Consider the following 21,968-nt stretch of genomic DNA (forward strand, 5'->3'; position numbering starts at 1 on the left):
GCCCGCTCACCGCCGCCGGTCGGCCGGGCGGCACGCGACCCGGACCCCCGGGCCGTGTCCGGTGCTCCCCGGCCCCGGGGGTCACCCCCGTACCGGCCCCGTCGACCCCCGGACCACCAGCTCCGGCTGGAAGACGAACTCGGTGTGCCGGGGCGCGGTGTGCCGGGGCGCGGTGTGCCGGCCCCGGGCGCGGTCGTGGATCTCCTCGATCAGGGCGCCGACCGCCGCCGTCGCCATGGCCTGGACGGGCTGGCGCACGGTGGTCAGCGGCGGGTCGGTGAAGGCGATCAGCTGGGAGTCGTCGAAGCCGACCACGGAGAGCGCCCCGGGCACCTCCAGGCCGCGCCGGCGGGCCGCGCGGACGGCGCCCAGCGCCATCAGGTCGCTGCCGCAGACGATGCCGGTGCAGCCCTGGTCGTCGAGGAGTGCGGTGGCCGCCGCGTGGCCGCCCTCGACGCTGAACAGGGTGTGCCGCACGCGCCGTTCGGCCTGCCCCCTCGGCAGGCCGAACGACTCCTCCAGCGCCGCCGCGAAGCCCTCGGCCTTGCGGCGGGAGGGCACGTAGCGGGCGGGGCCGACGGCGAGCCCGATCCGCTCGTGTCCCAGCTCGGCCAGGTGGCGCACCGCCATCCGGGCCGCCGCGCCGTCGTCCGGCGAGACGAACGGCGCGTCGATCCCCGGGTGGTAGCCGTTGATCAGGACGAACGGGACGCCGCGGGAGGCCAGCCGGGCGTAGCGGGCGGGGTCGGCGCGGGAGTCGGCGTGCAGTCCGGAGAGGAAGACGATGCCGGTGACGCCGCGCTCCTCCAGCTGCTCGACGAGTTCGTCCTCGGTTGCCCCGCCCGGCATCTGGGTGCACAGCACCGGGGTGTAGCCGTGGCCGGCCAGCGACTGCTCGATGATCTGGGCGAAGGCCGGGAAAATCGGGTTGGTCAGCTCGGGGATGACCAGTCCGACCAGCCCGGCGCTGCGCCGCCGCAGCCGTACGGGACGCTCGTAGCCGAGCACGTCGAGCGCGGCGAGCACCCGCTGCCGGGTGCGCGCCGCCACGCCGGCCCGGCCGTTCAGCACCCGGCTGACGGTGGCCTCGCTGACCTGCGCCTGGGCGGCGATGTCGGAGAGACGGGGAGCGGCAGGGGTGTCGGGCAGGGTCACTCCTCGAACCAGACGGTGGTATCGCCCGGCAGCGCGAAGTCCCCGTCGGTGGGCTCCGGTCGGCGGGAGGAGAGCAGGACCCGGCCGGGGGCGGCCAGACGGACCGGGGCCTCGGTGGTGTTGACCGTGCAGACCAGGCCGCCGGGGCGGCGGAAGGCCACGACGCCGGCGGGGGCGTCCAGCCACTCGACGGAGGCGCCGGCGCCCAGGGCGGGGTGGGTGCGCCGCAGGGACAGCGCGGTGCGGTACAGCTCCAGGGTCGAGTCCGGGTCGCCGGTCTGGGCCTCGACGGTGAGGGCCGCCCAGTCGGCGGGCTGCGGGAGCCAGCTGCCGCCGGCGCCGAAGCCGTAGGGGGCCGCGTCGCCGCTCCACGGGAGCGGCACCCGGCAGCCGTCGCGCAGGCCCTCCTGGCCGGCGTCCCGGAAGAAGGAGGGGTCCTGGCGGACCTCGTCGGGCAGGTCGGTGACCTCGGGCAGGCCCAGCTCCTCGCCCTGGTAGAGGTAGGCGGAGCCGGGCAGGGCCAGCATCAGCAGGGTGGCGGCGCGGGCCCGGGCCGGACCGCCGCCGAGGCGGGTGGTGTGGCGGACCACGTCGTGGTTGGACAGCACCCAGGTGGTGGGGGCCGACACCGGGCGCATGGCGTCCAGGGAGGTGTCGATCGCCTCGCGGAGCGCGGCGGCGTCCCAGCCGGTGTTCAGGTAATGGAAGTTGAACGCCTGGTGGAGTTCGTCGGGGCGCAGGTAGAGCGCGGTGCGGTCGACGGTGGGGGTCCAGGCCTCGGCGACCGCGATGCGCTCGCCCGAGTACTCGTCGAGGACGGTGCGCCAGGAGCGGTAGATGTCGTGCACGCCGTCCTGGTCGAAGAACGGCAGGACCTGGTTGCCGAGGAGTCTGAGCTGCTCGCCGTGGCCCATGTCGGGCAGGCCGGGGGCCTTGACCAGGCCGTGTGCCACGTCCACCCGGAAGCCGTCGACGCCCAGGTCCAGCCAGAAGCGCAGGACGGAGCGGAACTCGTCGCGGACGGCGGGGTGGTCCCAGTTGAAGTCGGGCTGCTCGGGGGCGAAGAGGTGGAGGTACCACTCCCCGTCGGGCACCCGGGTCCAGGCGGGGCCGCCGAAGAGGGATTCCCAGTCGTTGGGCGGGAGTTCGCCGTTCTCGCCGCGCCCCTTGCGGAAGTGGAAGCGCTCGCGGATCGTCGAGCCGGGGCCCTCGGCGCGCGCACGGCGGAACCATTCGTGCTGGTCGGAGCAGTGGTTGGGGACGAGGTCGACGATGATGCGCAGTCCCAGGCCGTGGGCGTCACGGATGACGGCCTCGGCGTCGGACAGGGTGCCGAACATCGGGTCGATGGCGCGGTAGTCGGCGACGTCGTAGCCGGCGTCGGCCTGCGGGGAGGCGTAGAAGGGACTGAGCCAGACCGCGTCCACACCCAGGTCGCGCAGGTACGGCAGCCGGCTGCGGATGCCCGCCAGGTCCCCCATGCCGTCGCCGTTGCCGTCGGCGAAGCTGCGCGGGTAGACCTGGTAGATCACCGCGTCGCGCCACCAGTCGGTGGCAGGAGTGACGTCGTGCTGTGGAGTCATGTCATCCCTTGGTGGTGCCGGCGGTCAGTCCGGCGACGAGGTGGCGCTGGGCGAAGGCGAAGACGAGTGCGGCCGGGACGGCGATGATCACGGCGGCGGCGGTCATCGAACCCCAGTCGTTGGTGTACTGGTTGACGAAGGTCTGCAGTCCGCCGGCGAGTGTCAGGTTCTCCTCGCCGGTCATGAAGGCGGAGGCGTAGGCGACCTCGGCCCAGGCGGTGACGAAGGTGTAGAAGCCGGTGACGGCCAGGCCCGGGCGGGCCAGCGGCAGGACCAGCCGCCAGAAGGTGCCGAAGGGGTTGAGGCCGTCGACCCGGCCCGCCTCGTCGATCTCCACCGGGATGGTGTCGAAGAAGCCCTTCATCATCCAGGCGCAGAACGGGACGGCGATGGTGAGGTAGGTGATGACCAGGCCCGCGGGCTGGTTGAGCAGGCCCAGGCCCGCCAGCAGGTTGTAGAGCGGCACGATCAGCACGGCGACCGGGAACATCTGGGTGATCAGCAGCAGCCACATCAGCGGCCGCATGCCGGGGAAGCGGAAGCGGCTGACGGCGTAGCCGGTGGTGGCGGCGAGGAAGACCCCGAGGACGGTGGTCACCCCGACGACGAGCACGGAGTTCTCGAACCAGGTCAGGAACTCGGTGTCGGCCACCACGTGGGTGTAGTTGGCGAACGTGAAGTGCGTGACGAGGCCGGTGGAGAAGGCGTCGTTGCGGGGTTTGAAGGACGTCACCAGCAGCCACAGCGGCGGGAACACCGCGACCACGGCCGCGACGGCCAGCGTCAAGTGCAGTCCGGTGGAGGCGAGCCGGGAGCGCTCGGAGCGCCTGCGGGGGGTGCCGGTGCGGGCCGGCGGTGTGCGGGTCACGGTCACCACACCTCTCCCTGCCTGCGCAGTGCCCTGCGGTAGACGACCGCGACGGCCGAGAGCAGCAGGAGGATCAGGACGCCCCAGGTCGCGGACATCGAGAAGTCGCGGGGGCTGTCGACGAAGGAGAGCCGGTAGGCGTACGTCACCAGGATCTCGGTGGCGTCGCCGGGGCCGCCCCGGGTCAGCAGGAAGATCACCGGGAACATGTTGAAGGTCCAGATGGTGGAGAGCAGGATGACGGTGCTGCTGACGGCCCGCAGTCCGGGGACGGTGATGTGGCGGAAGCGCTGCCAGGCGCTCGCGCCGTCCATCTCGGCGGCCTCGTAGAGCTCGCCGGGTATGGACTGCAGTCCGCCGAGGAGCGCGACGAGCATGAACGGCACGCCCAGCCAGACGTTGACGGCGATCACCGAGAGCTTGGCCCAGGTGGGGTCGTTGAGCCAGGGGACGGCGTCGATGCCGCCGCCGGCCAGCAGCTTGTTGAGGATGCCGTTCTTCTCGTTGTAGAGCATCCGCCAGGTGAAGACGGAGATGAAGGCGGGGACGGCCCACGGCAGGATCAGCGCCAGGCGGTAGCCGGTGCGGCCGCGCAGCGGGCGGTTGAGCATGTTCGCCAGGGCCAGGCCGGTCAGGAAGGTGACCGAGACGCAGGCGACGGTCCAGGTCACGGTCCAGCCCAGGCGGTCCCAGAAGACGCCGTCGGTCAGCACCGCCTTGTAGTTGTCCAGGCCGGTGAACCGGTAGGTGGCGGGGAGGTGGTTGACGCCGATGTTCCGCTCGACGTTGGCCTCGTTCGCGTCGGTGAGCGAGAGGAGGACGCCGCGCGCCAGCGGGTAGCCGATGATCACCCCGATGACGAGTACCACCGGGGCGACCATCGTCCACGCGTACCAGTGGGTGCCCAGCGCCCGGCGCACCCGTACAGCAGCGGTCACTTGTAGTCCTTGAGCAGCTTCCGGTAGGCGTCGCCGGTCGCCCTGGCGGCCTGCTCGGGCGTGGCGGAGCCGGTGAGCACCTTGTTCATCTGCACCTTGATCGGCTCGAAGAGGGAGTTGCCCTCGGCGATCCAGGGGCGCTGGACGGCGCCGTCCACGGCGGGCTTGAAGAACCGGACCATCTCGTTCTTCTTGACGGCCGGCGCCTCGTACACGGACTTGCGGGTGGGCAGCAGGCTGAGCTTCTCGGTGGTCTGCTGCTGGACCTTGGCGGAGCTCATGTACTTCACGAAGGCGTAGGAGGCGCGCAGGTTCTTGCTGCCCGCGTAGACGGAGAGGTTCCAGCCGCCCTGCGGGGAGCCCTGGGCCCGGGAGCCGGCGGGCACGGGGGCGACGCCGAGGTTGTCCTTGCCGGCGGGGGACGTGAACGCCTTGCCGGCGCGGGCGCCCTCGATGTCCCAGGGGCCGTCGACGGCCATCGCGACGGTGCCGTCCTTGAGGGCCTTGAGCTGGTTCTCCTGGCCGTCGGTGGCGTCGGTGACGGCCGCCTTGGAGTCGACCAGTTCCTTGATGGTCCGGAAGGCCTTGACGCCGGCGCCGTCGTCGATCTGCACGATCTTGTCGCGGGCGTCGACCATGTTGCCGCCCTCGCCGTACAGGTAGGGCAGGAACCAGTAGGGGTCGTCGCCGCGCAGGTAGAGGGCGGTGGCGCCGGTCTTCGCCTTGATCTTCTTGGCGTCGGCGGCGAGTTCGGCGAAGGTCTTGGGTACGCCGACGCCGGCGTCCTTGAGGAGCTTCTTGTTGTAGAAGAGGCCGAGGGTGTCGATGACCTGGGGTGCGGCGTAGGTCTTGCCCCTGAACTTCGTGGAGCCGACGGCCTGCGGGAGGTAGTCGTCGGTCCTGTCGAGGGCGGGGGTGTGGTCGAGCGGGGCGAGGTAGCCGAGGTTGGCGAAGTCGGCGGTCCAGGCGACTTCGGTGCGCATCACGTCGGGCGCGCCGGAGTTGCCGCCGGCGGCGTTCTTGAACTTGGCGTTGGCATCGCCGAATGGAACGTTCACATACTGAACGTGGACCTTCGGGTGCTCCTTCTGGAAATCTTCGGCAAGCTTGCGGTACGTCGCCTTCTCGGCGTCGTTGGAGGTGTCCCAGAAGGTAACGGTTCCGGACAGTTCGCCCGAGCCGTCGTCCCCGCTGCCGCCGTTCCCCCCACCGCATGCCGTCGCTGCCAGTGCCATGCCCGCTACCAGTGCGGTGGCCGCTGCGCCCCGTATGCCACGCCGCATGTGAACTCCTTAGGGAAATGCCTCAGATGGCGGTCAGGAACGTAACAGCGCCGCAAACAAACCGAAAGACCTTGCTGCAAATTTCTGCAAGACCTCTGGAACGAATTGCAACGAGATGGCTGGAACGGGACCCCCCGGACGCCCTCGGCACCGTCACCCCGCGCCCGCCCGTGCGTTGATTGCGTGACGGCATGCACGCCTCTTGATCCGACAGGGACGGCAGATGACCCAGGAGCTCACTTCCCCCAGCCCCGCCCCCCGCGCCCCCTCGGCCGGCCGTGATCCCCGGTGGTGGCGCGACGCCGTGATCTACCAGGTCTACGTCCGCTCCTTCGCCGACAGCGACGGCGACGGCATCGGCGATCTGCGCGGGGCCCGTGAGCGGCTGCCGTACCTGAAGGAGCTGGGGGTCGACGCCGTCTGGCTCACCCCGTTCTACGCCTCGCCACAGGCCGACGGCGGCTACGACGTCGCCGACTACCGCGCCGTCGACCCGCTCTTCGGCACCCTCGACGACGCCGCCGCACTGCTGCGCCGCGCCCATGAGCTGGACCTGCGGGTGATCGTCGACATCGTGCCGAACCACACCTCCGACCGGCACCCGTGGTTCCTCGACCCCGAACTCGCCCGGCAGCGCTACGTCTTCCGTCCCGGCCGGGGCCCCGACGGCGAACTCCCGCCCAACGACTGGGAGTCCGTCTTCGGCGGCCCCGCCTGGACCCGCACCGGGCGCGGCGACTGGTACCTGCATCTGTTCGCCCCCGAGCAGCCCGATCTCAACTGGGACGATCCCGAGGTGCCCGCCGAGTTCGAGGCCATCCTGCGCTTCTGGCTCGACCTGGGGGTGGACGGCTTCCGGGTGGATGTCGCGCACGGCATGATCAAGGCGCCCGGTCTGCCGGACATCGGCCACGGCCGGCAGGCCCAGCTGATCGGCACCCAGGTCCTGCCGTTCTTCGACCAGGACGGGGTGCACGCCATCCACCGCACCTGGCGCCGGCTGCTGGACGGCTACACCGAGGCGCACGGCACCCCGGTGATCGGCGTCGCCGAGGCATGGGCGCCCACCCCCGAACGCCTCGCCCTCTACGTCCGCCCCGACGAGCTCCACCAGGCCTTCAACTTCCAGTTCCTCAACGCCCCCTGGCAGGCCGGGGCGCTGCGCACGGTCATCGACGCCTCGCTCGCCGCCACCGCCTCGGTCGGCGCCCCCACCACCTGGGTGCTGTCCAACCACGACGTGGTCCGCCACACCACCCGCCTCGGCGGCGGCCTGGACCGGGCCCGCGCCGCCACCCTGCTGATGCTGGCCCTGCCCGGCTCCGCCTACCTCTACCAGGGCGAGGAGCTGGGCCTGCCCGAGGTCACCGACCTGCCCGACGAGGTCCGCCAGGACCCGGCGTTCTTCCGCGGCCGCCGCCCGGGCGCGGCCGCCGGTCCCGCGGCCGCCGACGGCGGCGGGGACACCAGCGGCCAGGAGGGCTTCCGCGACGGCTGCCGGGTCCCCCTCCCCTGGTCCGGCGAGCGGCCGCCGTACGGCTTCGGGCCCGGCGGCAGCTGGCTGCCGCAGCCCGCCGACTGGCGCGCCCTGACCGTGGCCGTCCAGACCGGCGACCCCGGCTCCACCCTGGAGCTCTACCGCACAGCACTGGCCCTGCGGCGCCGGCTGCCGGGCCTGGGCGACGGGCCGATGAGCTGGGAGTCCGCGCCCGAGGGGGTGCTCGCCTTCCGCCGCCCCGGCGTGCTGTGCACCGTCAACACCCTGGACCGCCCGCTGACCCTCCCGGCGCCCGGCGCCGTGCTGCTGGCCAGCGCCCCGGTGACCGTGGGCGGCGCCGGCGCGGTGCTGCCCGGTGACAGCTGCACCTGGTGGGCAATCTGACAGCAGAACGGTACAGTCCCACCCATGACCGCCCGGCTTGCCGATATCGCAGCACAGGCGGGTGTCAGCGAGGCCACCGTCAGCCGGGTTCTCAACGGGAAGCCCGGCGTCTCCGCCACCACCCGCCAGTCCGTGCTCGCCGCCCTCGACGTCCTGGGCTACGAACGCCCGGTGCGGCTGCGCCAACGCAGCGCCGGGCTGGTCGGACTGATCACCCCGGAGCTGGACAACCCGATCTTCCCGGCCTTCGCGCAGGTCATCGGGCAGGCCCTGACCCGCCAGGGCTATACGCCGGTCCTCGCGACCCAGACGCCGGGCGGCTCCACGGAGGACGAGCTGACCGAGATGCTGGTCGACCGCGGGGTGGCCGGCATCATCTTCGTCTCCGGCCTGCACGCCGACACCTCCGCCGACATGCAGCGCTACGAGCAGCTGCGCGGCCAGGGCGTGCCGTTCGTCCTCATCAACGGCTTCTCCGACAAGGTGCAGGCCCCGTTCGTCTCCCCCGACGACCGGGCCGCGGTGGATCTGGCGGTCACCCACCTCGGGGCGCTGGGCCACCGGCGGATCGGGCTGGCGCTCGGGCCCAAGCGGTTCGTGCCCGTGCAGCGCAAGATCGAGGGCTTCGTCCGCAGCATGCAGGAGCGGCTGCAGACCGGCCCGGCCGAGGCGGAGCCGTTCATCCAGCACTCCCTCTACACCCTGGAGGGCGGGCAGGCCGCGGCGGGCGCGCTGATCGAGCAGGGCGCGACGGCCATCGTCTGCGCCAGCGACATGATGGCGCTCGGCGCGATCCGCGCCGCCCGGCAGCGCGGGCTGGACGTCCCGCGGGACGTCTCCGTGGTCGGCTTCGACGACTCCCCCCTGATCGCCTTCACCGACCCGCCGCTGACCACGATCCGGCAGCCGGTCACGGCCATGGGGCAGGCGGCGGTGCGTGCGCTGCTGGAGGAGGTCGGCGGCACCCCGGCCCCGCACAGCGAGTTCGTCTTCCACCCCGAGCTGGTGGTCCGCGGCTCGACCGCCTCCGCCCCGAAAACGACCCGGATCCCCAAGCCGGCACGGGCCCGCTGACGGTCGCACCCCCGAGATCGGCGGGGTTCGTCGTCCCCCTCAAGACCGATATGCGGCTTCGAATACCCGACCGAAGGATGATCGACGGGACGTCCCTTTCTGGCAGACTGTCTGCCTATGGGTGATGCGAATACGAGGACTCTGGACGGCCTGCCGACCACCCCGACACCCACCGGGGACGACGCGGACCGCCCGGCGGGCGAGGGCCGGTTGGCCCGGCTGAGGTCCCCTCGCACGCCCCGGCTCTGGTTCGAGGTCCTGCTGATCGCGGTCAGCTACTGGACGTATTCGCTGATCCGCAACGCCGTACCGGAGCAGAAGGCCAAGGCGCTGCGGAACGCCGACTGGATCTGGCAGGCGGAGCACAGCCTGGGCATCGCCGTCGAGCGCACCGTCAACCACGCGGTCGACTCCGTGACGTGGCTGATCGTGTCGATGAACTACTACTACGCGACACTGCACTTCATCGTGACCATCGGGGTGCTGATCTGGCTCTACCGCTGGCACCCCGGCCGCTATGCCGCGGCGCGCCTGGCGCTGTTCGCCACCACCGGCGTCGCCTTGCTCGGCTACTACTTCTTCCCCCTGGCGCCACCCCGGCTGATGACGGACGGCGGCTTCGTCGACACCCTCATCGTGCACGGGACGTGGGGCTCGATGGCGTCCGGCAACCTCGCCTCGATGTCCAACCAGTACGCCGCGATGCCGTCGATGCACATCGGCTGGTCACTGTGGTGCGGCCTCACCATCGCCCTCCTGGCCAAGCCCCTGTGGGCCAGGATCCTCGGCCTGTGCTACCCCGCCCTCACCCTCCTGGTCATCGTCTCCACCGCCAACCACTTCTGGCTGGACGCGGTGGGCGGCGTTCTGTGCCTGGCCTTCGGCTTCGGGGTGGCGACGGTTTGGTACAAGGGGCTTCCCCATCGCCTGTCGGCTGTCCCGGTCCGTTGCGCTTGACCTTTCTTCCCACGTTGTCGGCTTTCCCGCCGTGGGGGTTTGTCGCCGTTGCGCCTGCGGCGGGCGGTGGGTGTCGGGTGCGGTGACGGACCTCCGGGGGTGGGTGTTCGGACTGCTTCGCTTTACGTCCGAACACCCACCCCCTCCGGCCCGTCCCCTCCCGTTGGGGGAGAAGTTTCGGTGGGTGGGGGCGGGCCATCGAGGCCCGTTTCTGTGCGACCGGTACGGCGCGCTGGACCGGCCACGTTCACCCCCACCGGCCTTCTTTCCCTCCCCCAACGGGAGGGGGCGGGCCGGAGGGGCCTGGTGTGTGGACGTAAAGCGAAGCAGTCCACACACCAGGCCCCGGAGGACCGACACCGCACCCGACAGCCCCGCGCAGCGGACCCCGCCCGCCGCCGGCGCAACGGCGAGAAACCACCACGGCGGGAAAGACAAAAACGTGGGAAGCCAAGCCACCCGCTAGGACCCGTAGAAAATCTCCTCCACCACCCCGCGGGCACGGCGCGTAACACGGCGGTAGTCGTCGAGGAGTTCGCCGACGTGGCCCTCCTCGTAGCCGAGGTAGCGGGCCACGGCGGACAGCTCGCGGCCGTCCACGGGGAACGTGTCGCCGGGGCGGGCGCGGACCAGCATGACCGCGTTGCGGACCCGGGCCGCCAGGACCCACGCCTCGTCGAGGGTTTCGGCGTCCTCGGTGGCGATCAGGCCGGCGGCATGGGCGGCCGCCAGCGCCTCGCGGGTGCGGGTGGTGCGCAGGCCGGGGATCTCCCAGCCGTGTTGCATCTGCAGGAGTTGCACCGTCCACTCGACGTCGCTCAGTCCGCCGCGGCCGAGCTTGGCGTGGGTGGTGGGGTCCGCGCCGCGGGGCAGCCGTTCGGCCTCCATGCGGGCCTTGAGCTTGCGGATCTCGCGGACCGCCTCGTCGCCCAGTCCCTCGGCGGGGTAGCGCAGCGGGTCGATCAGCTCGATGAACCGCTGCCCGAGGTCGGCGTCGCCGGCGACCGGCTCGGCGCGCAGCAGGGCCTGTGACTCCCACACCAGCGACCAGCGCCGGTAGTAGGCGGCGTAGGAGGCGAGCGTGCGCACCAGGGGGCCGGACCTGCCCTCGGGGCGCAGGTCGGCGTCGATGGGCAACGGCGGGTCGGAGGAGGGGAGTTCGAGCAGCCGGCGCATCTCGTTGGCGACGGCCTGGGCGGCCTTGGCGGCCTCCTGCTCGTCGGCGCCCTCGCGGGGTTCGTGGACGAAGAGGACGTCGGCGTCCGAGCCGTAGCTCAGCTCCCGGCCGCCGAACCGGCCCATGCCGATCACCGTGAAGCGGGTGGGCAGGGTGTCGCCCCACTGGGCGCGGACCGCCGCCCGCAGGGCGCCGGCCAGGGTCGCGGCGTTGAGGTCGGAGACCGCCGTGCCGACCTCGTCGACGGAGCGTCCGTGGTCGGTGTGGGCCGGGCTGTACTCCGTGCCGTAGGCGCCGATCACATCCGCCGCCGCGGTACGGAACAGCTCGCGGCGGCGCACCCCGCGGGCCGCGGCGACGGCCGCCTCGGCGCCGTCCGCGCGGCCGACCGCGGCCAGCACCTCCTGCTCCAGCGCGGCACGGCTGCGGGCCTTCAGCCCGTCGGTGGCACCGAGCAGGGCCACCGCCTCGGGGGCGCGCAGCAGCAGGTCGGGGGCGAGCCGGCCGGCGGACAGCACCCGGGCGAGGTTCTCGGCGGCGGCTCCCTCGTCGCGCAGCAGCCGCAGGTACCAGGGCGTCTTGCCGAGGGCGTCGGAGACCTTGCGGAAGTTGAGGAGTCCGGCGTCGGGGTCGGCGGAGTCGGCGAACCACGACAGCAGCACCGGCAGCAGGGTGCGCTGGATGGCGGCCTTGCGGGTGACGCCGGAGGCCAGTGCCTCCAGGTGCCGCAGCGCCGCGACCGGGTCGGCGTAGCCGAGTGCTTCGAGGCGGTGGCCGGCGGCCCGGGCGGACAGCCGGGTCTCGCCGGTCTCCAGGGTGGCGACGGCGTCGAGCAGCGGACGGTAGAAGAGCTTCTCGTGCAGCCGGCGCACTTCCCGGGCGTGCCACCTCCACTCCTTGCGGAGGGTGTCGACGGGCTCGGTGCGCAGGCCCAGCGAGCGGGCCAGGCGCCGCAGTTCGCCCTCGTCCTCGGGCATCAGGTGGGTACGGCGCATCCGGAAGAGCTGGATGCGGTGCTCCAGGGTGCGCAGGAAGCGGTAGGCGGCGTCCAGGGCCGCGGCGTCCTGGCGTCCGACGTAGCCGCCGGCCGCCAGCGCCGCGAGGGCGTCGAGGGTGGTGGCGCTGCGCAGGGTGGCATCGCTGCGGCCGTGCACCAACTGGAGCAGCTGGACGGCGAATTCGACGTCGCGCAGGCCGCCGGGGCCGAGTTTGAGTTCCCGTTCGACCTGGGCCGCGGGGATGTTCTCGACGACCCGGCGGCGCATCTGGCGCACGTCGGCGACGAAGTTCTCCCGCTCGGCGACCTCCCACACCATCGGGGACAGCGCGTCGAGGTACTCCTGGCCCAGTTGGAGGTCGCCGGCCATCGGGCGGGCCTTGAGCAGCGCCTGGAACTCCCAGGTCTTGGCCCAGCGCTGGTAGTAGGCGAGGTGGCTGCTGAGGGTGCGCACCAGCGGCCCGTTGCGGCCCTCGGGGCGCAGATTGGCGTCCACCGGCCAGATGGTGCCCTCGGCGGTGTTGTCCGAGCACAGCCGCATCATGCGGGCCGCGAGCCGGGTCGCGGCCTGGAGCGCCTCGGCCTCGTCGACGCCTTCCTTGGCCTCGGCCACGAAGATGACGTCGACGTCGGAGACGTAGTTCAGCTCCCGGCCGCCGCATTTGCCCATGCCGATGACGGCCAGCCGGGAGACCGCGGCGTCGCCGGGCGCCTCCTCGTAGCTGATCTCCAGGGCGGCCCGGATCGTGGCGGTGGCCAGGTCGGCGAGTTCGGCGGCGGCCTCGGCGACGTCGGTGGTGCCGCACACGTCGCGGGCGGCGATCCCCAGCAGGGCGCGGCGGTAGGCGGTGCGCAGGGCGTCCGCGCGCGGCCGGGTGGCGCCCTGTTCGCCCCAGATGCCCTCGGCGAGGGCCAGCTCGAACTCGGGGGTGGTGGGGTGCAGGTCGACCGACTCGTAGGTGACCAGCGACTGCCAGTCCTGCGGATGGCGGACGAGGTGGTCGGCGAGCGCCTCGGAGGCACCGAGCACCCCCAGCAGCCGGTCGCGCAGCGGTTTCGCCGCGACGACCGTGCTCAGCAGCGTCTGCCGGTCGTCCGCCTCGCCCTGTGCCTCCACCAGCCGGGCCAGGCCGCGCAGCGCGAGGTCCGGGTCGGCGGTGGCGCCGAGCGCCTCCAGCAGCACCGAGTCGTCGCTGACGGCGGCGAGTTCGGGGGTGTGCAGCAGCTCCCCGGCCGCCGAGGGGTCGGTGAAACCGTGCCTCAGCAGCCGGGTGAAGGTGCTGCTCCGCCGTCCCTGCGGAGCGGGAAGTGCCATGGTCAGCCTCTCGGTGGCGCGGTGGCTCAGAGCACGGGCAGCATCTTGCGCAGCTCGAAGGCGGTGACCTCCGAGCGGTACTCCTCCCACTCCTGCTTCTTGTTGCGCAGGAAGAAGTCGAAGACGTGCTCACCGAGGGTCTCGGCGACCAGTTCGCTGCGCTCCATCAGCTCGATGGCCTCGCCGAGGTTCTGCGGCAGCGGCTCGATGCCCATCGCGCGGCGCTCGGAGTCGGACAGCGCCCAGACGTCGTCGTCGGCGCCGGCCGGCAGTTCGTAGCCCTCCTCGATGCCCTTGAGGCCGGCGGCGAGCAGCACCGCGTACGTGAGGTAGGGGTTGGCGCCGGAGTCGATGGAGCGGACCTCGACCCGGGTCGAGCCCATCTTGCCGGGCTTGTACATCGGCACGCGGATCAGCGCGGAGCGGTTGTTGTGGCCCCAGCAGATGTAGGAGGGGGCCTCGCCGCCGGCGCCCGCGGTGCGGTTGGCGCCGCCCCAGATGCGCTTGTAGGAGTTGACCCACTGGTTGGTGACGGCAGAGATCTCGCCCGCGTGCCGGAGCAGGCCGGCGATGAACGAGCGTCCCACCTTGGAGAGTTGGTACTCCGAGCCGGACTCGTGGAAGGCGTTGCGGTCGCCCTCGAAGAGCGAGAGGTGGGTGTGCATCCCGGAGCCGGGGTACTCCGAGAACGGCTTGGGCATGAACGTGGCCTGCACCCCCTGCTCCAGTGCGACCTGCTTCATGACCAGCCGGAACGTCATGATGTTGTCGGCCGTCGAGAGGGCGTCGGCGTAGCGCAGGTCGATCTCCTGCTGGCCGGGGGCGCCCTCGTGGTGGCTGAACTCCACCGAGATGCCCATCGACTCCAGCATGGTGATCGCCTGCCGGCGGAAGTCCATGCCGACGTTCTGCGGGGTGTGGTCGAAGTAGCCGGAGGAGTCGCCGGGGGTGGGCCGCCGGCCGTCCACGGGCTTGTCCTTGAGCAGGAAGAACTCGATCTCGGGGTGGGTGTAGAAGGTGAACCCGAGGTCGGAGGTCTTGGCCAGGATGCGCTTGAGGACGTAGCGCGGGTCGGCGTAGGAGGGAGAGCCGTCCGGCATCAGGATGTCGCAGAACATCCGGGCGGTGCCGGGGGCCTCGGCGCGCCAGGGCAGGATCTGGAAGGTGCCGGGGTCCGGCTTGGCGATCATGTCGGATTCGTACACCCGGGCGAATCCTTCGATGGCCGAGCCGTCGAAGCCGATGCCCTCGTCGAAGGCCTGCTCCAGCTCCGCGGGCGCCACGGCCACGGACTTCAGGAACCCGAGGACATCGGTGAACCACAGCCGTACGAAGCGGATGTCGCGCTCCTCCAGCGTCCGGAGCACAAACTCCTGCTGCTTGTCCATGGGTCACCAATCCTTGCAGGTCAATCGGCCTGTCGAGCCACGTCGGGCAACGTGGTTCGGCACACCAGTATCACGTGAGGGGGTTACCGTCACATTACGCACCCTTGGCCCGGACCAGAACCGGCGTCCCGTAACCCCTCACGGCCCATCCTTCCCGCAGCGAGCGGGCTCAGCGCTGCGGGCGGCGGCAATCGGGGGGCTTGGCGCAGTCTTGGGGCCGCGCCGGGGGCGCGTTGACCCGGCGTTGACGGCTCCGTTCCGCGGCATTCACACCGCGGGTCCGGGCGGGTACGAGGCGTTCACGGCCGGGCGGTCCCGCCCCGCCCGGCCGCCGCGGCTACGGCAGCTCCGGCACCGCCGCGCCGCGCCCCGTCCCCGACAGGTCCAGCACCGCCCGTGCCACCGAACCCGGCGCGTCGGCCATCACCAGATGCCCCGCGGGCGCGGCGAGCGCGAACCGGCCGCCCAGCTCGGCGGCGAGCCCCCGCTGCCGCTCCAGCCAGCGCAGTTGCCGCGGCGTCTCGCTGCCGTCGTACGCCGCGAGGACGGTGACCGGGACCGGCGGCAGCGGGCGGGCCGAGCGCAGTGCGGCGAGTTCCGCGGCCTGGTAGGCGTAGGTCGCGTTCTCCAGGACGCAGGCCCGCAGGACCCGGCTGGTGCGGTAGGTGTGCTCCCACGGGTGCGGCGGATGGCTGCCGACCGTCGAGGCACGGCCGATCAGCCGGCGGACGGCCGGGCCCAGGGCGCGCGGCAGCCCGGCGGCGGACAGCGCGGCGGCCACGGTGCCCGCCACGGCGGTCCGGGCGGCGCGCGGCAGCCGGGGCGCGGCGGCGTCCTCGATGCTGCCGTCGGCCAGCACGATCCCGGCACAGCGCGCCGGGTGCAGGCGGGCGAACGCCTCGGCGTGGAAGCCGGCGAGCGAGTGGCCGACGACGGTGGCCGGGCCGAAGTGGCCGAGCGCGTCGAGGAGGTGGGCGATCCGGTCGGCCTCGCCGGCGAGGGTGGGCGGCCCCGCGGCCGGGGCGCTGAGGCCCAGCCCGGGCCGGTCGTAGCGGACGACGGTGCGGTGCGGGGCGAGCAGTGCGGCGACGGCGTCCCAGTCGTACCAGGCCATGCCGAGGCCGCCGCTGAGGACACAGACCGGCCCGCGGCCCTCGGTCAGCACATGCAGCGGCACCCCGCCGACCCGCAGGAACCGGCCGGGGACGGGGAGGGGAAGGGGTCTCGTCGCTCGGCTCATCGGTCTCCTCGTCGTGGTCGTCGCCCGTGGTGTGCGCGGGAGCGTTCCCGATGTCGTTGCCCTGGTGATTCCCCCTCCGGTGGGCCTTGTCGCTCCCGATCTCGTGCGTCTTCCGGCCGCTGCGGGGCCCGTGCCAGGCAGCGGGCGAGCAGGGCCACGTAGCAGGCGACGAGGAGGACCTGCAGCCGCTGTCCCGCGCCCAGCGCCCAGGTGCCGCGGCCCGCGCCGAAGGCGGCGACGGCGGCCAGCGTCCAGAGCGTGGCGGCGAGTTCGGCCAGCACCAGCGGCGGGCCGAAGCGGCGCAGCGGCGCGGGTCCTCCGTGCCGCCGGGCGGCGACGGTCAGCAGGATCAGCGCGGCGAGGGCGCCGGCCATGGCGAGGGAGCTGCTGACGGCGTGTGCGGTGTGCGTGGCCGGCACCAGACCCGCGGTCTCCCGGGCGGCGCAGACCGGGTCGCTGGTCGGCGCGCAGCTCAGCGGCAGCCGGGAGTCCGCGGCGGTGGCGGCGCCGAACAGCGCCAGCGCGGCCCATCCGGCCGTCGTCCACGCCCGGCGCTCCCCCGCCGGCACCGCCGACACCGCCGACAAAGCCGTCAGCGCACCGGCCAGTACCAGCAGCCCGGCGACCAGATCGGTGGCCCGGAACAGCCCGCCGAGCGGCTGGTCGGCTGCGGCCAGCTCACTGACGTAGGCCTGTACGGGGTCGAGTCCGGTGGCGACCACCAGCTCCAGCACCCACGCGGTGTAGGTGAGCGCGCCGAGCAGCAGCAGGACGGCGGCGGCCCGGCGCCGGGCGGCGGCGGACGGACGGGTCGGGGTCACGGACATCCAGGTGATCGGGTGGACCCGGGCCGACGCACGGGCGGGCAGGCACGCGAAAGGCGAAGGAAAGTCAACAATAGGCAGCCGAGGGACAGCGCGGCGGCGAGACCGGCGCGGACGACCGCATCCGGCGGCCGGGCCGGGCGGTGGTCCCCCGATCGGCGGCTCCTGCCGGGAAGGCCATACCCCTAGGGGGTAGGGTCCCCAGGATGGGCCTCCCCGGCTGCCGCCGGATGTCGTTCCGTCGAGAGGGACGCGATGTGCGAACAGGGCAAGGCCGCCGCGTGGCGCGGCGGGCCGCTCCCGTGCACGGCCCTCCGCGCCCGGCCGCCGGTGGCGCGCACGCAGGAACGCGCCCGGCCGCCGTCACCCGCCACGGCCGGCGGCGGCGCCCCTCACCTCCGCCCCGACCGCACCACCGAGACCCCCACGAGGTGCTCCCCATGCGTACGCACTCCCGCCGCGCCGTGCTCGGCGCGGGTATCGCCGTCGCCGGCAGCGGACTGCTGCCCGCCGGTGTCACCCGCGCGTCCGGCTGCGTCCGTACCGGCACGCACGACAAGAACGGCATGGACCTCACGCACGGGCCCGGCGGCGACACCCCGCCCGGCTACGTCTCCCCCGACGGTCCGGAGGTCGCCGAGGCCGAGCGCAAGCGGGGCGCGGGCCCACTGCGCAGCATCTCGCTGACGGCCGGCGAGACCGAACTCGACCTGGGCGGCCACACCGTCCGGACCTGGGCGTACGGCGACCGGCTGCCCGGCAGGGTGATCCGGGTGACCGCGGGCGACCGGCTCGCCCTGAGCCTCGTCAACCATCTGCCGCAGCCCACGACCCTGCACTGGCACGGGCTGGCGGTGCGCAACGACATGGACGGCGTCCCCGACGTGACCCAGCGCTCCCTGGCGCCCGGCTCCGCCTTCGATTACCACTTCGCGATCACCGAGCCCGGCACCCACTGGGTGCATCCGCACTCGGGCACCCAGCTGGACCGCGGGCTGTACGCGCCGCTGATCGTCGACGATCCCCGGGAGGCGCTCGCGTACGACAGGGAGTGGATCGTCATGATCGACGACTGGGTCGACGGGGTCGACGGCAGCACCCCGGACGCGGTGCTGTACGAGGTGAGCGGGGGCCGGCTCCGCCACGGCATGAGCCATGGCGGCGCGGAGACGGGCGGCGGGGGCAAGCGGACCGCGCGCCCCTCGGACGGACCGTCACGGATGCTGATGGGCGCGCGGAGCAGGCTGCTCGGCGGCGACGCGGGCGACGTGGACCACCCGTTCCACCTCGTCAACGGCCGGAGCACCAAGGACCCGGAGGTCTTCCGGGCCCGTCCCGGCGACCGGATCCGGATCCGCTTCATCAACGCGGGCAGCGACACCGCCTACCGCGTCTCGCTCGGCGGCCACCGGATGACCGTGACCCACACCGACGGCTGGCCGGTCGAGCACACCGACACCGACGTGCTGCTGATCGGCATGGCCGAGCGCTACGACGTCCTGGTCACGGCCGGGGACGGGGCCTTCCCGCTCACCGCGCTCGCCGAGGGCAAGGGACGCTCCGCGCTGGCCGTGCTGCGCACCGGCGGCGGCGAGGCGCCCGACGGGTCCACCCGGCCCAGGGAACTGCGCGGGCGGGTGCTGACCGCGCAGCGGCTGCGGGCCGCGGAGTCGGTACGGCTCTCCCCGGGCGACCCGGACCGCACGCTGGTGATGACCGCCACCGGGTCCATGGGACGGTGGAACTGGGCGATCAACCAGAGGCCGTACACGCCGTCCCAGCGGTATCCCGTCGAGGCGGGTGAGCGGGTGCGCATCCGCTTCCGCAACCACACCAAGATGTGGCACCCGATGCATCTGCACGGCCACACCTTCGCGCTGCCCGACGACGGCCCCCGCAAGGACACCCTGGCGCTGCTGCCGGGCCGGTCCGTGAACGTCGACTTCGACGCCGACAACCCCGGGCTGTGGATGGTCCACTGCCACAACATCTACCACTCGGAGTCCGGGATGATGACGGTCGTCGGCTACCGGAAGAAGTAGCGGCGCACGCGCGGCGGGAAGCGGGGGCGGCCGGCCCGCAAGGCACCCGGCCGGCCCCTCGCGACACCGCCGAGGGCCGCTCCGACCCCCCATTGCGTCAGAAAGACGATTACACTGGCGGGGTGCCTCACCTTCGCCTCGCCCTCAATCAGATCGATGCGTGTGTCGGCGATCTCGCCGGGAACGCCGAGACGATCCTGCGCTGGACCCGGCACGCCGCCGGCCGGGGCGCCCACCTCGTCGCGTTCCCCGAGATGGCGCTGACCGGCTACCCCGTCGAGGACCTCGCGCTGCGCTCCTCGTTCGTCGAGGCGAGCCGCGCGGCGCTGCGCGCGCTGGCCGGCCGGCTGGCCGCGCAGGGCCTGGGAGACGTCCCGGTGCTCGTCGGCTACCTCGACCGCGAGGACCGCGACGAGCCGCGCCACGGCAGGCCCGCGGGCGCCCCGCAGAACGCCGCCGCCGTGCTGTACCGCGGCCAGGTCGCCCTCACCTTCGCCAAGCACCACCTTCCCAACTACGGGGTCTTCGACGAGTTCCGCTACTTCGTCCCCGGCGACACCCTGCCCGTCATCCGGGTGCACGGGGTCGATGTGGCGCTCGCCATCTGCGAGGACCTGTGGCAGGACGGCGGCCGGGTGCCGGCCACCCGCAGCGCCGGCGCCGGGCTGCTGCTGTCCGTCAACGCCTCGCCCTACGAGCGGGACAAGGACGACACCCGGCTGGAGCTGGTGCGCAGACGGGCCCGGGAGGCCGGCTGCACCACCGCCTATCTGGCGATGACGGGCGGACAGGACGAGCTGGTCTTCGACGGTGACTCGCTCGTCGTCGACAAGGACGGCACGGTGCTCGCCCGCGCCCCGCAGTTCGCGGAGAGCTGTGTGCTGGTCGACCTGGAGCTGCCGGCCGCGGCCCCCGTGCCGCCCTCGGGCGTCCTGGACGACGGGCTGCGCGTCGACCACCGCCTCCTCACCCCGGACCCGCTGCCGCACCACGCGCCCCGGGCCGCCCCGGGTGAGGCCGAACGCCTCACGGACCTCGAGGAGATCTACGGCGCGCTGGTCGTCGGGCTGCGCGCCTACGTCACCAAGAACGGGTTCCGCAGTGTGGTGCTCGGCCTCTCCGGCGGCATCGACTCGGCGCTGGTGGCCACCCTGGCCTGCGACGCGCTGGGGGCGGAACAGGTCCACGCGGTGGCGATGCCCTCGCGCTACTCCTCGGAGCACTCCCTGACCGACGCCGCCGACCTCGCGCACCGTACGGGCCTGTCCTTCCGCACGGTGCCGATCGGCCCGATGTTCGACGCCTATATGCAGGCGCTGCCGCTGACCGGGCTGGCCGAGGAGAACCTCCAGTCGCGGCTGCGGGGCACCACCCTGATGGCGCTCTCCAACCAGGAGGGGCATCTGGTCCTGGCCCCCGGCAACAAGTCCGAGCTGGCGTGCGGCTATTCGACCCTCTACGGCGATTCGGTCGGCGGCTACGGCCCCCTCAAGGACGTCTACAAGTCCGTCGTCTACCAGCTGGCCCGCTGGCGCAACCGGGCCGCCGCCGACGGCGGCCACACCCCGCCGATCCCGGAGCACACCCTCACCAAGCCCCCGAGCGCCGAACTCCGCCCCGGCCAGGTCGACACCGACTCGCTCCCCGACTACGACGTCCTGGACCGCATCCTGGAGCTGTACGTCGACCGCGACCGGGGCCGCGAGGAGATCGTCGGCCGGGGCTTCGACGCCGCGCTGGTGACGCGGGTGCTGCGGATGGTCGACCGGGCCGAGTACAAGCGCCGCCAGTACCCGCCCGGCCCCAAGATCTCCTCGAAGGGCTTCGGCAAGGACCGCCGGCTGCCGATCACCAACCACTGGCGCGAGGGCGACTGACCGCCGGCCGGGTCCCGGCCGGTCGCCGCCGTACGGGCCTCAGCCCCGGCGGCCCCCGGCCGGCAGCGGCGAGCCGGCGGGCCGCTCCGCGTCCGCCGCGTCGCCGCGGGCCACGACGCGCGAGGTGTCGTGCGCGCCGCGGTCCAGGAAGCCGGCCAGCAGGGCGACGGCCAGACCGAGGGCGGCCAGGACCGCGCCGACCAGGGGCGGAGAGGTCCAGCCCCAGCCGGCCGACAGGGCCAGGCCGCCCACCCAGGCGCCGCCGGCGTTGGCGAGGTTGAAGGCGGACTGGTTGGATGCCGCGGCCAGGGTCGGGGCCTGCTGGGCCTTCTGCATGACCAGCATCTGCAGCGGCGTGGTGGTCAGGAAGCCGACGGCGCCGATGAGGACGACGGTCACCAGCGCCGCCCCCTTCAGGTGCGCGGTGAAGTGAAAGGCCGTCAGGGTCAGGGCCAGCGCGGCCAGCGAGACATAGAGGGTGGGGCGCAGGGCCCGGTCGGTGAGCGGACCCGCGGCCAGGGCGCCGAGGGTCATCCCGATGCCGAAGAGGGCGAGCACCACCGGGACCGAGCCCGCCGCGAAGCCGGTGACCTCGGTCAGCATCGACGCGAGATAGCTGTAGACGGCGAAGACCCCGGCGAAGCCGAAGACGGTGGTGAGCAGGCCGAGCAGCACCTGGCGGTGGCCCAGCGCGCGCAGTTCGCTGATCGGGCCGGTGCGTGCGCCGGCCGGCAGCGGCGGGAGCAGCCGGACCAGGGCGGCCATCGCGACCAGACCGATGGCGGCGACGACGAGGAAGGTGGCGCGCCAGCCGAACTGCTGGCCCAGGAGGGTCGCGGCGGGCACGCCGACGATGTTGGCGACGGTCAGGCCGAGGAACATGGTGGCGACCGCGCGGGCCTGCCGGCCCTCGCGCACCAGCCGGGCGGCGACCACCGCGCCGACGCCGAAGAACGCCCCGTGCGGCAGACCGGCCAGCAGCCGCCCGGCGATCAGCAGGCCGAAGGTGGGCGCCAGGGCCGAGGCGAGGTTGCCGACCGTGAAGACCGCCATCAGCGCCACCAGCATCCGCCGGCGCGGAACGCGCGCGCCCAGGACGGTCAGGAGCGGGGCGCCGAGGACGACGCCGAGGGCGTAGGCGGAGACGAGGTGGCCGGCGGTGGGCACCGAGGTGCCCAGGTCCTTCGCGACCTCGGGCAGCAGGCCCATCATCACGAATTCGGTGGTGCCGATACCGAAGGCCGAGATCGCGAGCGCGAGCAGAGCCAAGGGCATGAAAAACCTTCCGGGGTGTGCGTGCGGGCGGGCGCGCGGAGAGGGGACCGCGGGCGCTCTGGACGGCGGGCCGCCGGCGCCCTGTAAGTACGT

At 72.9% G+C, this 21,968-nt stretch carries 15 protein-coding genes; 5 read left to right on the forward strand and 10 right to left on the reverse strand.

Translation table 11 applies throughout. The annotated features are described in order from the left end of the window. Positions 1–81: 81 nt before the first annotated feature. The 5 genes from ACQP17_RS10495 to ACQP17_RS10515 are packed head-to-tail and all read right to left on the reverse strand — an operon-like array spanning position 82 to position 5,827. On the reverse strand, positions 82–1,155 hold the full coding sequence (locus ACQP17_RS10495) for a LacI family DNA-binding transcriptional regulator (protein ID WP_433856016.1): 1,074 nt from the start codon (positions 1,153–1,155) through the stop codon (positions 82–84). Continuing rightward, the gene (locus ACQP17_RS10500; RefSeq protein WP_433856017.1) at positions 1,152–2,738 is read right to left on the reverse strand and encodes a glycoside hydrolase family 13 protein; all 1,587 of its coding nucleotides are present in this window, start codon (positions 2,736–2,738) and stop codon (positions 1,152–1,154) included. Before ACQP17_RS10500 ends, ACQP17_RS10495 begins: the two co-directional genes overlap by 4 nt. A 1-nt stretch (position 2,739) precedes the next feature. Continuing rightward, positions 2,740–3,615 (reverse strand): sugar ABC transporter permease, encoded by an 876-nt coding sequence (locus ACQP17_RS10505; protein WP_433856018.1) that lies wholly within the window; start codon positions 3,613–3,615, stop codon positions 2,740–2,742. After that, positions 3,609–4,487 (reverse strand): carbohydrate ABC transporter permease, encoded by an 879-nt coding sequence (locus ACQP17_RS10510; protein WP_433859879.1) that lies wholly within the window; start codon positions 4,485–4,487, stop codon positions 3,609–3,611. Before ACQP17_RS10510 ends, ACQP17_RS10505 begins: the two co-directional genes overlap by 7 nt. Before the next feature lie 53 nt (positions 4,488–4,540). Then, on the reverse strand, positions 4,541–5,827 hold the full coding sequence (locus ACQP17_RS10515; RefSeq protein ID WP_433856019.1) for an extracellular solute-binding protein: 1,287 nt from the start codon (positions 5,825–5,827) through the stop codon (positions 4,541–4,543). Between the two features lie 223 nt (positions 5,828–6,050). Between ACQP17_RS10515 and ACQP17_RS10520 the strand changes: the two genes are divergently transcribed. From ACQP17_RS10520 to ACQP17_RS10530, 3 genes are all read left to right on the forward strand, one after another. Then, positions 6,051–7,709, forward strand: a complete 1,659-nt coding sequence (locus ACQP17_RS10520; RefSeq protein ID WP_433856020.1) for a glycoside hydrolase family 13 protein — start codon at positions 6,051–6,053, stop codon at positions 7,707–7,709. Positions 7,710–7,733: 24 nt separating this feature from the next. Further along, a complete protein-coding gene (locus tag ACQP17_RS10525) occupies positions 7,734–8,783 on the forward strand; it encodes a LacI family DNA-binding transcriptional regulator (RefSeq protein WP_433856021.1) in 1,050 nt (349 codons plus the stop codon). Positions 8,784–8,900: 117 nt separating this feature from the next. Continuing rightward, entirely contained in the window at positions 8,901–9,740 is an 840-nt protein-coding gene (locus tag ACQP17_RS10530) for a phosphatase PAP2 family protein (RefSeq protein ID WP_433856022.1), read from the forward strand. A gap of 462 nt (positions 9,741–10,202) precedes the next feature. On the opposite strand, the gene ACQP17_RS10535 is transcribed toward ACQP17_RS10530, so the two are convergent. The 4 genes from ACQP17_RS10535 to ACQP17_RS10550 all read right to left on the reverse strand — a co-directional run bounded on the left by ACQP17_RS10535 (position 10,203) and on the right by ACQP17_RS10550 (position 16,684). Further along, complete coding sequence (locus tag ACQP17_RS10535; protein ID WP_433856023.1) at positions 10,203–13,229, reverse strand: bifunctional [glutamine synthetase] adenylyltransferase/[glutamine synthetase]-adenylyl-L-tyrosine phosphorylase; 3,027 nt, start codon at positions 13,227–13,229, stop codon at positions 10,203–10,205. A gap of 26 nt (positions 13,230–13,255) precedes the next feature. Further along, on the reverse strand, positions 13,256–14,617 hold the full coding sequence (glnA, locus tag ACQP17_RS10540) for a type I glutamate--ammonia ligase (RefSeq protein WP_189102998.1): 1,362 nt from the start codon (positions 14,615–14,617) through the stop codon (positions 13,256–13,258). A 337-nt stretch (positions 14,618–14,954) separates the two neighbouring features. Further along, entirely contained in the window at positions 14,955–15,857 is a 903-nt protein-coding gene (locus ACQP17_RS10545; protein ID WP_433856024.1) for an alpha/beta fold hydrolase, read from the reverse strand. Next, complete coding sequence (locus ACQP17_RS10550) at positions 15,854–16,684, reverse strand: DUF998 domain-containing protein (protein WP_433856025.1); 831 nt, start codon at positions 16,682–16,684, stop codon at positions 15,854–15,856. The genes ACQP17_RS10545 and ACQP17_RS10550 overlap by 4 nt, the downstream gene beginning before the upstream one ends. A 437-nt stretch (positions 16,685–17,121) precedes the next feature. On the opposite strand from ACQP17_RS10550, the gene ACQP17_RS10555 reads away from it, so the two are divergent. Next, entirely contained in the window at positions 17,122–18,723 is a 1,602-nt protein-coding gene (locus tag ACQP17_RS10555) for a multicopper oxidase family protein (protein ID WP_433856026.1), read from the forward strand. Between the two features lie 122 nt (positions 18,724–18,845). Beyond that, positions 18,846–20,600 carry an NAD+ synthase gene (locus tag ACQP17_RS10560; protein WP_433856027.1) on the forward strand — a complete coding sequence of 585 codons (1,755 nt, stop codon included), beginning with the start codon at positions 18,846–18,848 and terminating at the stop codon, positions 20,598–20,600. A gap of 39 nt (positions 20,601–20,639) precedes the next feature. On the opposite strand, the gene ACQP17_RS10565 is transcribed toward ACQP17_RS10560, so the two are convergent. Continuing rightward, on the reverse strand, positions 20,640–21,875 hold the full coding sequence (locus ACQP17_RS10565; RefSeq protein WP_433856028.1) for an MFS transporter: 1,236 nt from the start codon (positions 21,873–21,875) through the stop codon (positions 20,640–20,642). Positions 21,876–21,968: the final 93 nt, after the last annotated feature.

It is taken from the genome of Streptomyces kronopolitis, from assembly GCF_050953795.1.
GTDB classification, from domain to species: Bacteria; Actinomycetota; Actinomycetes; order Streptomycetales; family Streptomycetaceae; genus Streptomyces; species Streptomyces kronopolitis_A.

Excerpts from the sequence above, each read along its gene's own strand:
- glnA (WP_189102998.1), bottom strand. The coding sequence starts at position 14,617 with ATGGACAAGCAGCAGGAGTTTGTGCTCCGGACGCTGGAGGAGCGCGAC.
- ACQP17_RS10565 (WP_433856028.1), bottom strand. The coding sequence starts at position 21,875 with ATGCCCTTGGCTCTGCTCGCGCTCGCGATCTCGGCCTTCGGTATCGGC.
- ACQP17_RS10525 (WP_433856021.1), top strand. The coding sequence starts at position 7,734 with ATGACCGCCCGGCTTGCCGATATCGCAGCACAGGCGGGTGTCAGCGAG.
- ACQP17_RS10510 (WP_433859879.1), bottom strand. The coding sequence starts at position 4,487 with ATGGTCGCCCCGGTGGTACTCGTCATCGGGGTGATCATCGGCTACCCG.
- ACQP17_RS10530 (WP_433856022.1), top strand. The coding sequence starts at position 8,901 with ATGGGTGATGCGAATACGAGGACTCTGGACGGCCTGCCGACCACCCCG.
- ACQP17_RS10500 (WP_433856017.1), bottom strand. The coding sequence starts at position 2,738 with ATGACTCCACAGCACGACGTCACTCCTGCCACCGACTGGTGGCGCGAC.
- ACQP17_RS10550 (WP_433856025.1), bottom strand. The coding sequence starts at position 16,684 with ATGTCCGTGACCCCGACCCGTCCGTCCGCCGCCGCCCGGCGCCGGGCC.
- ACQP17_RS10555 (WP_433856026.1), top strand. The coding sequence starts at position 17,122 with ATGCGTACGCACTCCCGCCGCGCCGTGCTCGGCGCGGGTATCGCCGTC.
- ACQP17_RS10545 (WP_433856024.1), bottom strand. The coding sequence starts at position 15,857 with ATGAGCCGAGCGACGAGACCCCTTCCCCTCCCCGTCCCCGGCCGGTTC.
- ACQP17_RS10515 (WP_433856019.1), bottom strand. The coding sequence starts at position 5,827 with ATGCGGCGTGGCATACGGGGCGCAGCGGCCACCGCACTGGTAGCGGGC.
- ACQP17_RS10535 (WP_433856023.1), bottom strand. The coding sequence starts at position 13,229 with ATGGCACTTCCCGCTCCGCAGGGACGGCGGAGCAGCACCTTCACCCGG.
- ACQP17_RS10520 (WP_433856020.1), top strand. The coding sequence starts at position 6,051 with ATGACCCAGGAGCTCACTTCCCCCAGCCCCGCCCCCCGCGCCCCCTCG.